At 52.3% G+C, this 14,880-nt stretch carries 12 protein-coding genes; 9 read left to right on the top strand and 3 right to left on the bottom strand.

Annotated elements, in window-relative coordinates:
* Nucleotides 1-36: 36 nt before the first annotated feature.
* Nucleotides 37-954, bottom strand: a complete 918-nt coding sequence (locus C173_RS00620) for an ArsR/SmtB family transcription factor (protein WP_036721346.1) — start codon at nt 952-954, stop codon at nt 37-39.
* Between the two features lie 270 nt (nt 955-1,224).
* Between C173_RS00620 and C173_RS00625 the strand changes: the two genes are divergently transcribed.
* The 3 genes from C173_RS00625 (at nt 1,225) to C173_RS00635 (ending at nt 4,911) form a co-directional block, all read left to right on the top strand.
* Nucleotides 1,225-3,021 (top strand): glycoside hydrolase family 2 protein, encoded by a 1,797-nt coding sequence (locus C173_RS00625; RefSeq protein ID WP_036721348.1) that lies wholly within the window; start codon nt 1,225-1,227, stop codon nt 3,019-3,021.
* Between the two features lie 34 nt (nt 3,022-3,055).
* Nucleotides 3,056-4,171: a glycoside hydrolase family 88/105 protein gene (locus C173_RS00630; RefSeq protein WP_036721351.1), complete on the top strand. Its 1,116-nt coding sequence runs from the start codon at nt 3,056-3,058 to the stop codon at nt 4,169-4,171.
* A gap of 110 nt (nt 4,172-4,281) precedes the next feature.
* A complete protein-coding gene (locus tag C173_RS00635; protein WP_051477727.1) occupies nt 4,282-4,911 on the top strand; it encodes a hypothetical protein in 630 nt (209 codons plus the stop codon).
* Nucleotides 4,912-5,205: 294 nt separating this feature from the next.
* On the opposite strand, the gene C173_RS00640 is transcribed toward C173_RS00635, so the two are convergent.
* On the bottom strand, nt 5,206-7,458 hold the full coding sequence (locus C173_RS00640; RefSeq protein WP_036721352.1) for an FAD-dependent oxidoreductase: 2,253 nt from the start codon (nt 7,456-7,458) through the stop codon (nt 5,206-5,208).
* A gap of 136 nt (nt 7,459-7,594) precedes the next feature.
* On the opposite strand from C173_RS00640, the gene C173_RS00645 reads away from it, so the two are divergent.
* From C173_RS00645 to C173_RS00665, 5 genes are all read left to right on the top strand, one after another.
* The gene (locus C173_RS00645; protein WP_051477728.1) at nt 7,595-8,392 is read left to right on the top strand and encodes an AraC family transcriptional regulator; all 798 of its coding nucleotides are present in this window, start codon (nt 7,595-7,597) and stop codon (nt 8,390-8,392) included.
* A 106-nt stretch (nt 8,393-8,498) separates the two neighbouring features.
* Nucleotides 8,499-9,239 carry a GNAT family N-acetyltransferase gene (locus C173_RS00650; RefSeq protein WP_162174661.1) on the top strand — a complete coding sequence of 247 codons (741 nt, stop codon included), beginning with the start codon at nt 8,499-8,501 and terminating at the stop codon, nt 9,237-9,239.
* A gap of 56 nt (nt 9,240-9,295) precedes the next feature.
* Entirely contained in the window at nt 9,296-9,667 is a 372-nt protein-coding gene (locus tag C173_RS00655) for a hypothetical protein (protein WP_036721357.1), read from the top strand.
* A gap of 263 nt (nt 9,668-9,930) precedes the next feature.
* On the top strand, nt 9,931-11,496 hold the full coding sequence (locus C173_RS00660; protein WP_036721358.1) for a glycoside hydrolase family 43 protein: 1,566 nt from the start codon (nt 9,931-9,933) through the stop codon (nt 11,494-11,496).
* Between the two features lie 30 nt (nt 11,497-11,526).
* A complete protein-coding gene (locus tag C173_RS00665) occupies nt 11,527-12,978 on the top strand; it encodes a glycoside hydrolase family 28 protein (protein ID WP_036721360.1) in 1,452 nt (483 codons plus the stop codon).
* Nucleotides 12,979-13,003: 25 nt separating this feature from the next.
* Here C173_RS00665 and C173_RS00670 read toward each other — a convergent pair whose 3' ends face one another.
* Nucleotides 13,004-13,873 carry a helix-turn-helix domain-containing protein gene (locus tag C173_RS00670; protein WP_036721361.1) on the bottom strand — a complete coding sequence of 290 codons (870 nt, stop codon included), beginning with the start codon at nt 13,871-13,873 and terminating at the stop codon, nt 13,004-13,006.
* Between the two features lie 73 nt (nt 13,874-13,946).
* Here C173_RS00670 and C173_RS00675 point away from each other — a divergent pair, with 73 nt between their 5' ends.
* Complete coding sequence (locus C173_RS00675; RefSeq protein WP_036721362.1) at nt 13,947-14,837, top strand: pectinesterase family protein; 891 nt, start codon at nt 13,947-13,949, stop codon at nt 14,835-14,837.
* Nucleotides 14,838-14,880: the final 43 nt, after the last annotated feature.

Below are 14,880 nucleotides of genomic sequence, written 5' to 3' on the forward strand. Positions count from 1 at the left end.
TTGGCGAGTCGAAGCCCAGCCCCTCGAAGATTCCCCTTATTCCGCTTCCGTATAAAATAGTTTAAGCAGAATATTCTGCGGATAGTTTCCAAAGTGCTCCCCGAAGATGGTAAGTCCGCCTTTGTTTTTGGAATTCCCGTCAATCCCAATCCTCAGCTTGATGAAGGGGGAATCTTCGATCTTTAAATGGGCGAGTGTAACCGATGATATTTTTTGACCGTCTATTCCCGTATCTTTCTTGGTGACTCTTAAATGCTTCAAAAGGCCATACTGGCTTAGTTCGTTATCCCACCAGTTTGGTGTTAATTTCCCGCGCACATCTGAGAAATTCCCCGGAGCCGTCCAGGTGCCTAAAAAAACATCGTTGATATAAAAAGCGATATCACTGGGCCAATTATTGTTGGAACCAGGAAACTCTGAAGAGAGCTCTAAGGATAACTCTAATAATTCTGCAGTGAAATTATGGTTGAAATCATTCGGAATCATATATTCAACGAAGCCTTCGGCAAACCAAAGTAAGGATGCATCGATCCGGTCATTGGAGACGAAGGTCCGTTGATCATCTAACTTGCCGATAATTTTAGCCTGGCTGGCTAATCCGCAGGTAGGGGTGACTGAGAAATTAGAGTAGTATCCCAGCTTGATTTCATTCGTAATGACTTTAAAAGGAAGATGGAGCTTTTGCGGTAAGTTGAGGGCAATATGATCCACCGCAACAATGAAATTCTTCTTTCGGCTGTCGGCAGCCTCCAAGTTGTCCTGGAGCTTGATGATCCTGGCGTCCTCCAGTAACCGGATATGGCGTGAGACGATTGCTTTGCTTAAGTTAAGTTTTGCGGCCAGCTCACTGACAGTAAGCGGTGTATGTAACAATAGTCTGAGAATCGAAGCTCTGGTGTCCGATGCCAGTGCTTTCAGAACAGAAATACCATGATCGTCGAGTTCTAAGAACATAATTATACCTCCTTGTCATATCTGTGGCTTCCGCCGATTGTTGAATAGTATAACATATTGTTAACTTTTTAGTTAACAATAAACGATCTATTTAAGTATGGATTTTTATTTGTATACCACAAAGTTGAAAATCAATAATAACGCTGATATAAGCTTGAAAGAACGCTTTCATCATGGTAGTATTTGCTTGCCCGCGAGGAAGATTTACTATCTAAACTACAAAAAGTTAACTTTTATTGTTGTGACTACTAAGATGGGAGCTGAAGCTAAATGACACACAGGATAGAATATCCGCGTCCGCAGTTCGTCAGAGACGCATGGCTTAACTTGAATGGAACGTGGCAATTTGAATTTGATGACAGCAATGAGGGAGCCGCACAGCGATGGTTTGATCCAGGTGAGAATTTCAGTCAGACCATTCAGGTTCCCTTTGCTTTTCAGACCCCTGCCAGCGGAATACATGATACCACTTTTCATGACTATGTCTGGTATAAACGCAATTTCACACTCGATCCGGACTGGTATCAGAAGCGGGTGATATTACATTTTGGAGCGGTAGATTATAGAGCTTGGGTGTATGTGAATGGTCAATATATCGGGATGCATGAGGGCGGACACACTTCATTTTCGTTTGATATTACCCATGCCTTAACCGGACAAGAGGAACAGGTAACTGTTCACGTGGAGGACCCATCAACAGACGAGACCATACCCCGGGGCAAACAGTTCTGGTTAGAGCAGCCCGAAAGCATCTGGTATACCCGAACGAGCGGGATTTGGCAGACCGTGTGGCTGGAGGCGGTAAACCCTGTGCATATTGGGCAGGTGAAGTTTACGCCAGATTTGGATCAAGGGAGTATTGGAATAGAAGTGAAGTCTGAGGGGCATGGATCAGAAGAATTAGATTTGGAACTTCGTATTTCTTTTGGCGGAGTACCTGTTATTCAGGACCGTGTACGATTATTACAGCCTATAACACGCAGAATAGTAGATCTGTTTGGTCTAAAAATATTCCGCACAAACTTTCATCGGGCCGGCTGGACATGGAGCCCGGAAGCTCCTAATTTGTTTGATGTTGAAATGAAGCTGTACGATCACGGGGTTGAAGTGGACTCTATTCAATCGTATTTTGGCATGCGGAAGGTTCATACAGAGAATGGTATGGTCTACCTGAATAACAAACCGTATTACCAGAAGCTTGTACTGGACCAGGGGTATTGGCAGGAAGGATTGCTTACAGCGCCAACGGATGAGCATCTGAAGAAGGATATTGAGTTAGCCAAAGAATTAGGATTCAACGGTTGCCGTAAGCATCAGAAGGTCGAGGACCCGCGGTTTTTATACTGGGCTGACCGGATAGGGTTCCTGGTATGGGGAGAATGTGCGGCGAACGCCTCTTACAATAATGATGCTGTAGCCCGGTTAACCAAAGAATGGATTGAGATTATTGACCGTGACTTCAATCATCCCTCGATTGTAGCCTGGGTCCCGCTTAACGAAAGCTGGGGCATTCCGATGGTGAAATCGGATAAGCAGCAGCAGTATCACAGCGTAGCCATGTATAGTCTTATTCATTCATTGGATAATACCCGGTTAGTCATATCGAATGACGGATGGGAAATGACGTTGACTGACATCTGTGCGGTACACAATTATCAGCATGGCAGAGCAGATGAGCCTGATAAGTATGAAGAGTTCAAGCGGATTCTTTCTACAAAAGATACGATGCTTGCTTCCAATCCATCAGCCCGTAGTGTGTATGCAGACGGTTATGAGCATCGGGGCGAGCCGATCTTGTTGACTGAATTCGGTGGTATAAGCTACAAGGCTGGCGCTGACGATGGCTGGGGATATACCAGTGCACAATCTGCAGAGGATCTTGTTCTGGAATACGGAAGAATTATGAAGGCGGTATACGCGTCCAAGATTATTTATGGATATTGTTATACGCAGTTAACGGATGTGGAGCAGGAGATTAACGGCCTGTTGGCCTATGACCGGACACCTAAATGCGATCTGGCATTAATTAAAGAAATTAACGATCAGTGGCATCTGCGGACCATTTAAGCGGACCTAGGGAATAATAAGGAGCTGATAATCGATGACAAATGAAATATTGCTTGAGAAGATCGGGCTGGTAGTAGACAGACTAATGAATCTGGGCGGCAGCGACTATGAAAAGGATAAAACCGTGGTTCAGGCCGATACCAGAGTAGGAATTGTGCAGCGTGATTTCGGCATTGAAGAATGGGACTGGCCTCAGGGCGTAGGTCTTTATGGTCTGTACAAGCTGCAAAAGTATTATGGCGATACGCGTTACATGGAATTTTTCCGGAATTGGGTTTCCCGTAATCTGGAGGCGGGACTCCCTTCCAAAAACATTAATACAACCGCTCCTTATTTGCCTCTGGTGCTGCTCCTGGATCAGCTTGAGTCTTCCAGTGAACTGGAAAAGCTATGCCGGGAACATGCGGATTGGCTCATTCATGAGCTGCCCAAAACCAAAGAAGGCGGCTTTCAGCATACGGTCACTGCCATCGGCAACCGGGATGGAATTCACCTGCACAATGGACAGTTATGGATTGATACGCTCTTCATGGCGGTTCTGTTCCTGAACCAGGCGGGACGCAAGTTTAACCGGCCGGAGTGGGTACACGAAGCTGAACACCAGATTCTGCTCCATATCAAGTATTTGTTCGACAAACATACCGGCTTATTCTTCCACGGCTGGAGCTTCGAACGCAATGATAATTTCGGCAGTATCTTCTGGTGCCGCGGCAATTCCTGGTTTACCTATGGGATCGTCGATTACCTGGAAGCCTGCCAGGAATCGATTAGTCCGGGGTTCCGCCGGTTTCTGATTGATACGTATAAGGCTCAGGTCAATGCCCTAATCTCCCTCCAGGCAGCTTCCGGTCTCTGGCATACCGTCCTGCAGGACCCATCCAGCTATGAAGAGGTATCCGGGTCAGCCGCAATTGCCGCAGGGATTATCAAAGGCATTAAGGCCGGTATTCTGGATTCCTCCTATCAGGCTGCGGCAGACAAGGCCATTCAATCGGTATGTCAAAATATTAGCGGAGATGGAACCGTGCTGAATGTGTCGGCCGGAACCGGTATGGGGATGGATAAGGAGCATTACAAGAACATTGCCCTCAGACCTATGGCGTACGGACAGTCCTTGGCTCTTATTGCTTTATATGAAGCGTTAAACTAAACGGCAAAAAGCCTAATCCTTGAGCAAAGGATTAGGCTTTTTTCACAATAAACTATGTTAAGATTACGTTAATTAACACTTGGATATCGACGAACGGGGAGGGATAAGTAATGACAGACTTTACAGTGATTCGAGACCTGTTCCATATTACGGAACCGTGCGGATTTGATCATGAATCATTAACGCCGTGGATGGAACGCTACGGGCATATTCCGCAGGTGTTGCGGGCGTATTATACGGAGCTTGGGGCCCACTCTGCATTGAACGCGACTCAGGATTTTCTGGTTCAGCCTCACAATTTTCCGCGTTATATGGAAGAAGATTACTGCATCTTTTATACCGAAAATCAAGAAGCCTGCGTGTGGGGAATCCGTGCAGCGGATATGAAGCTTGATAATCCTCCCGTCTATGTGCGCAGCGGAGCCGAATGGGAGCGCCTGCGTTCGTCTGTTAAGGAATTTTTGCTGGCCATGGCCCATTTGCAGGCAGTGCTGGCGATGGAGTATAGCAGCGAAGAATATTGGGATATCGATGAGGCTGTTGCGGAGCGAATTGAGCAGAACTTTCCATCCCGCCAAGCCGATTCAGATTTGTACACGGGCGTACGTTTTTTTGGCCGGCCGGGTGAATTGATTATGATTATGAACAACAACGGTGGCCATCTGCTAATGTTCGCGGCCGAAGACGAGGAACACCTTGATGAATTGTACAACCTCTTTGAGCAGTGGACGGATCAATAGCTCCTTCAGCGTCAAAAGGGCCTGACCGCAGTCAGGCCCCGCTCAACATCCATCAAACAGTTTGCATTTTATTTGAACTGGAACCAGGTTGAATTTGCAATTGTGGTTGAATCGGACTTCACAAAAGTAACATATACCGTATGGGTTCCTACAGCGGTTCCAGCATTAAGCGAGATATTCTTAACTGACCATGTTTGCCATCCGTACTTGTTTTAGCTGTATTACCGAAGTCTACATTTTAAATGCTATAGCCTTCCGCTTCAAATTTCAATGTATTAAATTTAGTCCGCTCCCTTAACCGTACACCCGCACCTCAATAATCTCCGCATACTGGCTTCCGTTAGTTGACTCAATCACGACGCGCAGGCGGCCGGTTGTCACAGCTTCGTTCAGCGTGTGTACCCGCTTGCGCTTGTGGTTGTCACGTTCCCCGGCAACTGAGGTCCATTTGCCGTCCAGGTAAGCTTCAATACGATACTCCTTAACGAGTGTTGGCAGGATTTCGTAAGGCGTAATATGATGATGCAGGTTGATCAGGTCCTCGTTGACATCGTCGTTGAAGGTAACGTGAACCTCGCGCAGAGTTACCGGCTCGTTCCAGGCCAGCTCCAGCCATTCCGGCTGATCGGAGGCCATCCGGTCAGAGGACCACATATGCGGACCGCCGTACGGGCGGAGGTAGCCGTCGATAACTTTATCCGCAGCGAAGGCACTCGTTATCCCGGACAGGCGGAGACACGGGGCTTTGTGGTCGAATTTCTTTTTGTCCCATTGCACTACGGGTTGTGCAGGCGGATTCTCGCCAAAGTCCCGCGAGGCTGCGGGGGTGTCACTATGCCCGTAGGCGAGCATTCCTGAAGCGGGCTCATCTGCCATATGCAGCGACAGTACAGCGTTGGCCTTGACGATCAAGAATGCATTGCGCGGTGACTCCGGCTTCCACTGAACCGGGAGCTTCACCCACTGGGCGGCTCCGGCCTGAACGGGAGCTGACGCGGACTGAATCAGCGTATGGGGAATATAATTCTCGGGCCGTCCGGTCTCCCATAGCTCGACCGTCAGCTCTGCGACTTCGGCCGCATCGATCAGCAGCTCAATTCCGTCCAGCCCCGGATCGGCCGCAACGGTGATGCCGATGTTCGCTGTGAGCGGGACGCTGAATGCGGATTGCTCCACGCCGAACCAGCTCCGCTCGCTGGAAGCACTGAGCGCAGCCTTCAGCGCCAGATCAGCATCGTCCTCGTTGCGTAGCCCGAGGACGGAAGCATCCTGGCGCAGCATCGTCTGCTGCAGCTCGTTCAGGTGGGCCGCATGCAGTTCGCGCGGCGATATTCCCTTGGCGGCGCAGAGTGCCGCGCCGATACCGGCGGCTTCGCCGATGACCGCGCAGGTAGCCATGACGCGGGTCGTGCCGAACGCGACATGCGAGGCGCTGATGTCGCGGCCGGCCATCAGCAGATTGTTCACGTTCACCGAATACAGCGAACGGAACGGGATGTGATAGCTGCCGTCCGAATACATATGCTTCGAGCCTGACTCTGTAGCGTACACTCCCTGCGGCGGATGCAGGTCAATGGACCAGCCGCCGAACGCTACGCGGTCCGGGAATTCGCACTGGGCCAGGATATCGTTCTGATTCAGGACATAATCGCCAATGAACCGGCGGTACTCCCGCTTGCCCGGAGTCGAACCGACCCATTCCAGCGTCATGTTGTCCGCGTCGAATTTGCCGGAGTTCTTGATATAGTCCCAGATCCCGTAGATCACAGACCACAGCTCGTCGCGGATGGCCTCATTGTCATGAACAGTGTCCTGCTCGCCGCCGAATTCGATCCACCAGTAGGCGCAGCCGTTGTCGCCGCTGCGGATGATGCGGCGCTCGGCAATAGAGGTTTGTGTAATATCCTTTGCCATGGCTGGAGCGATATATTTGACCGGATGACCTGCGTCCTTGGTATAGAAGAGCAGTGTGCTGCCGAGCGTAATATCATCTGCGACCAGCGGCGCCCATTCCTCATTATATTCTGCGTGTGCTTCACGGCCCAGCCGGTACTCTGCCCCTGCCAGGAAGCCTACCAGGCCATCTCCCGTACAGTCCAGAAAGACCGCGCTTTCAAAAGTGATTCTCCGCTCCGACCCCATCATCCACCCGGTCACGGACCGGATGCTCCGCTGGCCGCTGCCATCCTCGGAAGCATCGACCTCATGAACATCCGTGTTCAGAAACAGCTGAATGTTCGGCTCGGCCTTAACCGCTTCAAGCACAACCATATCCCAGAGATACGGATTGCCGTCTTTGTTGCGGTACTGGTTCTCCACAAACAGCTCGCCCATAATCCCCGTTTCACGGGCATACCGGTGGATACCGTGCGAGGTTGCACCGCATACCCATACCCGCACCTCACTGCTGGAGTTACCGCCGAGCACCGGACGGTTATTAATCAGCGCCACACGCTGGCCCAGACGGGCTGCCGCAATCGCCGCGCATACCCCTGCCAGTCCGCCGCCTACCACAGTTACATCCGTGTTGACCGTTTCACTACGCATTGTTGAACCTCTCCTTTGGTGTGTTAATATATCCGTAGTTTCATGATAGAATAATCAATAATCAAATGACATGCATATAATTTCTTGATTTATACACTTTATTTCATTGAATAATGCATCTGAGGGGAGTCAGAACATGCGCATGAATTGGTCGGTTCGTCCGGCAGCCCACATCTATTGGGAGCAGAAAAAACAGTTCCTGCTGGAGCACGACACCTACCCTGTGTGGACCTTATTTGCGGTGGAGCAGGGACAATTCGCTTACCGCTTCGGAGACCACGAAGGGGAAGGAGGGTCCGGGGACATCATTGTATGTCCGCCGGGGACAACCTTTTACCGGAGAACGCTTAGTCCGTTGACCTTTCATTTCATACAATTCGAATGGGAGGAAGAGGGGGGACCGGAGGACGCCGCAACGCTTGGAGGCAGATGGACTGTCAGGGATGTGGAGCGCCTGATGTCTACCTACCGCTATATGCGGAGTATCGGAAGAGGGATTCAGGAGGAGCCGGGCTATAGCCGGATGAAGCATATGCTGGAGGATCTGTGGAGGCTGCTTGAAATCGAGCGCAGCAGTGCATCCGAGGAGCTGCGCTCTGGAGAGACAAGCCCGGGCCCGCTGATGCAACAGGCTAAGCAATGGCTGCTGGAGCATGCCTGTACACCTATGACCCTGCAGGAGCTGGCCGCTACCCTTGATATTACTCCGGTACAATTAACGCGGCGATTCCGTGCGGCCTTCGGGACGGCCCCTTCAGACTTTGTAACTGGACTCCGGCTCAGACGCGCCTGCCAGCTCTTGGAGGATTCAAGGTTGCCCATTGAACTGATCGCCCAGCAGTGCGGTTACGAGAACGGCTTCTACCTAAGCCGGGTGTTCACAGCGAAGCTGGGATTAACGCCATCCCGGTACCGTAAGCTGCACCGTGTGTAATGAATAACAATTGTATATTTCAGCATATTATACTAATATGTAATTAGTTATTTATCTAATTTGTTGTGAACTAAATGGTTTGTTCTGTAGAAAGGATTGAATGGTAATGAGAATAGATGCTTCTGTCATCACCCCTTATCCCACATTTGCGTATTCGGTACTAGATCGTTATATTGACGGGGACATCATCATCGATAAGTCTTCGGCGCTGATCGGTACTTCTTCAGGCATTTATGCAGTGATGGGCGATGAGACGAATGATGATTTTGCACCCATGCTTATGCATGAATTCAAGCGCAGAGAGATGCTTAATCAGAGATTTACGTTATTTTCATCCTCTGAACGATGGGATCGCAGAATCAATGAGCTTTTAGGGGCGAAGCTGCAGCGGATGCCGAGGTATTCTTTTACATTCAATGAGCACCGTTTCATGCAATCGCAAAGAGCGGGTATACCGGATGGCTTCCGGCTGAACAGGACAAACAAGGAATCGCTTGAGGTGAATAGAGAGTTCGATGCAGCGTACATCCGGAAATACTGGGGATCGGTGGAGCGTTTTGCGGACAAGGGCTTCGGTTTCTTTGTTACGGAACACGATGTATTTGCTGGGGAATGTGTCTCTATATTCTCGTCCGAACAGTACGCTGAAATTGATATAGTGACAAATCCTTTGTTTAGGGGAAAGGGCGTGGCTCAATGTGTTGCCGAAGCTTTTATCCTGGAGTGCTTAGAACGTCAGATCACGCCAAGATGGGACTGTGGCCTTCACAATACTGCCTCTATCCGATTAGCGCAGAAACTACATTTTGCCGCTCCAGAGACCTATTCGCTCTATGTGAGGAAGTAGGGCCGAATCATTGTAGTAATATATGGGTATGTAGATGGAATAGGGAGGGGAATTGTATGCTTAAGCACAGATTTAGATTATTCTTACTGGTCTCAGTATTCTTGTTGTTTGTAGCAGGCTGCGGCCCTACGAAAGCAGATGTCATTGATCAGCTAGTGTCCAAGGAAGAGAACGTACTTCACATGCATATGTTCTCCAATTCACGGGATTGGGATGACGAAGTAAATGAGGTACTTAATTCCGAGCCTGCGCTCGTGGAGCATATCCCGCATGTGACTGTGCATACAGAGGAGAAGAAGCTGAAGTGGCTGGAGGTACTGGGCCTGGAAGCGAAACGGCCCGTAATTGTAATTTTTGATCATGAACAAATGGTCTATCACACAAGTGAGCCTGAACAGCTGAGAGAGTATGCTAAAACACTTGATTAATGCAATCTGATTCAGTCTGATTCAGTCATTCCAGCAGCCGTTGCCAGAGTGAATTCTGCTTCCATAATACAGCGACAGCCAGAGACGTTATCCGTCCTCTGCTGTCGCTGTTTCTGTTTGCAGGACAAGAAAGTATAAAAAAAAAGAAAAAGAACATAGAAAGCGCAAGAAAATTAAACTTATCCGAACTATAATGGGTTATGCTTACCTATCGTTGATTAAGTATTCGTACCTATTGCCCGTATGAAGGAGGACTTCCGAATTTGAGAACATTCCGTAATCCGGTGCTGCCGGGCTTCTACCCTGATCCTTCGGCCATCCGTGTAGGAGAGGACTATTATCTGGTTACTTCAAGCTTTGAATTCTACCCCGGGGTTCCGGTCTTTCACAGCAGGGACCTTGTCCACTGGCGTCAGCTGGGCCATGTGCTGGACCGTCCGTCCCAGCTCAATCTGGACGGAATTCTCCCGTCGAGAGGGATTTGGGCACCGACTCTCCGGTACCATCAGGGTCTCTTTTATATGATCACGACATTTGTTGATAATGACAAGGAACCACATAATTTCTACGTAACCTCTGCTGATCCGGCGGGAGACTGGTCTGATCCGGTCTGGCTGGAGGATGCGCCCGGCATTGATCCCTCCCTGTTCTTCGATAAGGACGGTAAGGTCTACTACACCGGTAACCGGGTGCCTCCCGGGGGCCATGATTATCCGAAGCATATGGACATCTGGCTGCAGGAGATTGATCTGGCACAGGGCAGGCTTACCGGCCCGAAGCACAGTCTCTGGCAAGGTGCGCTGAAGACTGCGCATGCCCAGGAAGGGCCGCATCTGTATTCCATAGGAGGATGGTATTATCTGCTGATCGCTGAGGGCGGCACCGGACATACCCATGCGGTGACGGTTGCGAGAAGCCGGAACGTGACGGGACCTTATGAGGGGCACCGGGCCAACCCGATCCTGACCCACCGCCATCTCGGCAGGGAGTACCCCATCGTGAATACGGGTCACGGGGAACTTGTCGAGACGCAGCATGGGGAGTGGTGGATGCTCTGCCTGGCCTCCCGGACCTGCGGGGGATATTACCGCAACCTGGGCCGGGAGACCTTCCTGGCACCGGTCAAATGGGAGGACGAATGGCCGGTAGTGAATCCCGGCAAGGGCGTAGTTGAGCTTGAGGGGCCAGCACCGGATTTGCCGGTGACGCAGTGGCCGCTGCTGCCGGTGCGTGATGATTTTGCTGAAGGGGAGCTTAGCCCCGTCTGGAACTTCCTGCGCACGCCGCGCGGTGAATTCTGGAGCCTCAGCGAGCATCCGGGACATCTGCGGCTGCGGCTGAAGCCGGAGGTGCTGGCGGAAACCGGCAATCCGGCATATATCGGAAGACGGCAGCAGCATCTCAGCTTCAGAGCCGCAGCGGAGATGCGCTTCCAGCCGGAGGCCGCAGGCGAGAGCGCCGGACTGGCCCTGATCCAGAATGCGGATAACCACTTCCGCTATGAACGGGTGGCAGAGGATGGCAGGCAGCTGCTGAAGCTGACCGTGCGCAGCAGAGGAGCTGAGCAATTGCTGGCCTCTGCGCCTTATCCGCTGGATACCGTACAGCTTAAGGTAGAAGCCAGGGGGCAGGATTACAGCTTTTATTATAGAGCTTCAGGATCAGACACCTGGACCGCACTGTATGAACAGGCTGACGGCCGGGTGCTGAGCACGGATTGGGCCGGAGGATTTACGGGGGCCTATATCGGAATGTATGCCAGTGCGGGCGGAGCACAGAGCAGCAATGTTGCGGATTACGGCTGGTTCAGCTATGAAGAGCTTGAATAGATCTTGATTAGACAGAGATGGAGGAATACGATGAATAATAAATATGATTCCGAAGTTTATCCAATCCCGGAGCTGCCGCAGATTCCGCAGCGGACCTTCCGTATTACAGACTATGGGGCAGAAGCTGAAGGGCTGCTCTGTACATCTGCTATACAGGATACCCTGGATGCCTGCGCAGCTGCGGGAGGAGGAACGGTGGTCATCCCGCCTGGAATCTGGCGTACCGGGCCGCTGACGCTGCACAGCCGAATTAATCTGTGTGCCGAGCGGGGGGCACTGGTATGCTTTGAACCCGACTATTCGCGGTATCCCCTGCTGTTCTCCCATTACGAAGGGACTGCCGGCTGGCGGTGCCAGGCTCCGCTGGACGGAGAGGATCTGAGCGATGTAGCCATTACCGGTGAAGGCATCTTCGATGGCAGCGGTGAGGCCTGGCGTCCGGTGAAGCGCTTCAAGCGGACGGAACTGGAGTGGAATAGCCTGCTTGCCTCCGGGGGGGCCTTGGATGAACAGGGTGAGATCTGGTGGCCTTCCAAGGAAGCGCTTGCGGGAGAAGCCTGTTATCTGAGCCTGAAGAAAAAAGGCGAGACAGCAATGGAAGCCTACCTCCCTGCCCGTGCGTATCTGCGTCCAGCGCTGCTGAGCCTGCGGAATTGCCGTAGAGTGCTGCTGGAGGGGCCGACCTTTCAGAATTCTCCTGCCTGGTGTCTGCACCCCATGGGCTGTGAGCAGGTTACGATCAGACATATTCAAGTGCGCAATCCGTGGTACTCCCAGAACGGGGACGGGCTGGATCTGGAGTCCTGTACACATGCGCTGGTCGAGCATTGCGGGTTCGATGTAGGCGATGATGCCATCTGCCTGAAATCGGGCAAGGATGAGGAGGGCCGCCGGGCAGGAAGAGCTTGCCGGTACATTACGATCCGCCATTGTACGGTCTATCACGGACATGGCGGGGTAGTGATTGGCAGTGAAATGTCGGGCGGTGTACATGCGGTCCGGGTGAACGACTGCGTGTTCATGGGTACGGACATCGGGCTGCGCTTCAAGAGTACCCGGGGAAGAGGCGGCGTAGTAGAGGATATCCGGGTAGAAAATATACAGATGTCAGGCATCGTCCATGAAGCGGTCTCCTTCCACCTGTTCTATGCCGGGGTTGAGGGGTCTGAGGGCTATGATGAGCAGGAGGTCCCGGTCACGGAGGAGACTCCGCAGTTCCGTAACATTACGCTGCGGAATATGGCCTGCCACGGGGCGGCAACCGCGCTGCTGGTGAACGGGCTGCCGGAAATGCCGCTTGCTGCGCTTACGGTGGAGAATTTCAGCGCCATAAGCAGGCGGGGAATCATCCTGCGCCATGCCGCAGGTCTGAAGCTGGATCGGATCAGGCTGCAGACGCAGGAGGAGCCGCAGGTACAGATGCATAAGTGCAGTGATGTTGAGCTTGTCCGTTCAGGAGAGCTGGCCATCACAGAGCATTAAGCAGAGGTGCGGGGCGGAACGGATACTACCCTCCAGACTCCGGTGCAGGCAGTGCCCCCGCTTCCTTTCGGTACTGGAGCGGGGTCAGGCCGGTTGATTTCTTGAAAGTTTTATTGAAATGGGACAGATGCTCGAAGCCGACTGCCCCTGCAATCTCCTGGATTCTGGCGGGGGTACCGGCCAGCAGGCGCTGGGCCTCGCGGACCCGGATATGGACGATATATTCCCGGAAATGAAAGCCGGTCAGGCGATGAAATACCCGGCTCAAATAGGACGGACTGATGAAAAAGTCCTTGGCTGTCTCTTCTAACGTAAGCGCTTCCCGGTAATGGGCACGGATATAGGTAGCGACATCGGTTACCAGATGGTGCAGCGGATGGAGGGTCCCGCCGGACTGGGCCGTGCTCTCCGAACGCTGGAGGAGAATCATCAGCTCGGTCAATAGCGCGGTGACACAGGCTTCGTACAAGGGCCGACGGAGGCGGGATTCCTCCAGCATGCGGTTCAGCAGGGACTCCGCTTCATTCTGCTCGCGCAGAGTCAGCCGGAACAAGCGGTAGCGGTGGCTCTGGAACCACTGCTGCTCGTCCCTCAGCACCGGGGGCAGCAGCAGCGGGTCATAATTGATCAGAATCCGCTCGAATTCGGCCTTCTCGGAGCTAGCCGTGGAATGGAGCTCGCGGCCGGGAATCAGAATCAGCTCGCCTTTGTGAACCGTAACGACCCGGTCGTCCACAAAATATACACGCTCCCCGTCCGTCAGGTAATACAGCTCAGTCAGCTCATGGCTGTGGGGGCGCGGCATCGCAGTGATGCCTTTGCGCTTCATATGCTGGATGCTGAAGCTTCCGTCTTCAAGATAATATTTGGGATTAGGGCCAGATACGCTGTTCATACATCTCCTCTTCTCCTGGAAGCTGTTACAGTTATTATAGAATACATTCAGGTTGCTGTGAAAGGAGCCGTCCATGTTAATGATAGTCTCGAAGAATGCCGGAGAAGGATTTAGCAGTCTGCAGGAGGCGCTGGATTCCATTCCGCCGGGGGAGATGCAAGCCGTAACCATACGGATTAAGCCCGGGATCTATGAGGAAAAGGTTACGGTTGTCCGCGAAGCCCCGCCCATCCTGCTGTTGGGAGAGGATCAGCATTCCACGATTATCTCGTGGAATGATAATGCCCATACGCTCGGTGCGGACGGTGAACCGCTGCGTACCTTCCGCACCGGAACGCTTAATGTGTTCGCAGAAGGCTTCACTGCCGAGAATCTGACCATCCGCAACACCTCCGGCCCGGGAACAGGACAGGCGGTCGCGGCGTTCGTGGATGCCGGGCAGGCTGTGTTCCGGCGTGTACGTCTGTTAGGGGACCAGGATACTCTATATACCGGGCCGGGGCGGCAATATTATGATGATTGCTACATTGAGGGAGATGTGGATTATATTTTTGGTCCGGCCACTGCGTTGTTTGACCGCTGCCATCTCCATAACAAGCGCTCCAGAGGGTATATCACAGCGGCTTCAACGCCGGAGGGAGCCGCCTTCGGTTATGTGTTCCTGGATTGCCGGATTACCGGCGGCGAAGGGGTAAGTGAGTGCTATCTCGGACGCCCTTGGCGCCCTTACGCGCATGTCGCCTTCATCCGCACGGTGATGGACGGATCGGTGACCGGAGAAGGCTGGCATAACTGGGGGCAGCCGGACCGGGAGCAGTCCAGCCGCTATGAAGAGTACGGCAGCAGCGGCCCGGGCGCTTGCCCCGAAGGCCGGGTGGCGTGGTCTCGCCAGTTAACTGCGGAGGAAGCCGCACAGTACCGGATCCTGTCTGTGCTGGACGGCTGGCATCCCGAGGGCTATTAATCACTTGGACCGTGGTACACCCGGACCCAGGCATTCAGGATTG

The sequence above is a fragment of the Paenibacillus sp. FSL R7-277 genome, assembly GCF_000517965.1.
Taxonomy (GTDB): Bacteria; Bacillota; Bacilli; order Paenibacillales; family Paenibacillaceae; genus Paenibacillus_AQ; species Paenibacillus_AQ silagei.

Excerpts from the sequence above, each read along its gene's own strand:
- C173_RS00620 (WP_036721346.1), bottom strand. The coding sequence starts at position 954 with ATGTTCTTAGAACTCGACGATCATGGTATTTCTGTTCTGAAAGCACTG.
- C173_RS00625 (WP_036721348.1), top strand. The coding sequence starts at position 1,225 with ATGACACACAGGATAGAATATCCGCGTCCGCAGTTCGTCAGAGACGCA.
- C173_RS00630 (WP_036721351.1), top strand. The coding sequence starts at position 3,056 with ATGACAAATGAAATATTGCTTGAGAAGATCGGGCTGGTAGTAGACAGA.
- C173_RS00635 (WP_051477727.1), top strand. The coding sequence starts at position 4,282 with ATGACAGACTTTACAGTGATTCGAGACCTGTTCCATATTACGGAACCG.
- C173_RS00640 (WP_036721352.1), bottom strand. The coding sequence starts at position 7,458 with ATGCGTAGTGAAACGGTCAACACGGATGTAACTGTGGTAGGCGGCGGA.
- C173_RS00645 (WP_051477728.1), top strand. The coding sequence starts at position 7,595 with ATGCGCATGAATTGGTCGGTTCGTCCGGCAGCCCACATCTATTGGGAG.
- C173_RS00650 (WP_162174661.1), top strand. The coding sequence starts at position 8,499 with ATGAGAATAGATGCTTCTGTCATCACCCCTTATCCCACATTTGCGTAT.
- C173_RS00655 (WP_036721357.1), top strand. The coding sequence starts at position 9,296 with ATGCTTAAGCACAGATTTAGATTATTCTTACTGGTCTCAGTATTCTTG.
- C173_RS00665 (WP_036721360.1), top strand. The coding sequence starts at position 11,527 with ATGAATAATAAATATGATTCCGAAGTTTATCCAATCCCGGAGCTGCCG.
- C173_RS00670 (WP_036721361.1), bottom strand. The coding sequence starts at position 13,873 with ATGAACAGCGTATCTGGCCCTAATCCCAAATATTATCTTGAAGACGGA.
- C173_RS00675 (WP_036721362.1), top strand. The coding sequence starts at position 13,947 with ATGTTAATGATAGTCTCGAAGAATGCCGGAGAAGGATTTAGCAGTCTG.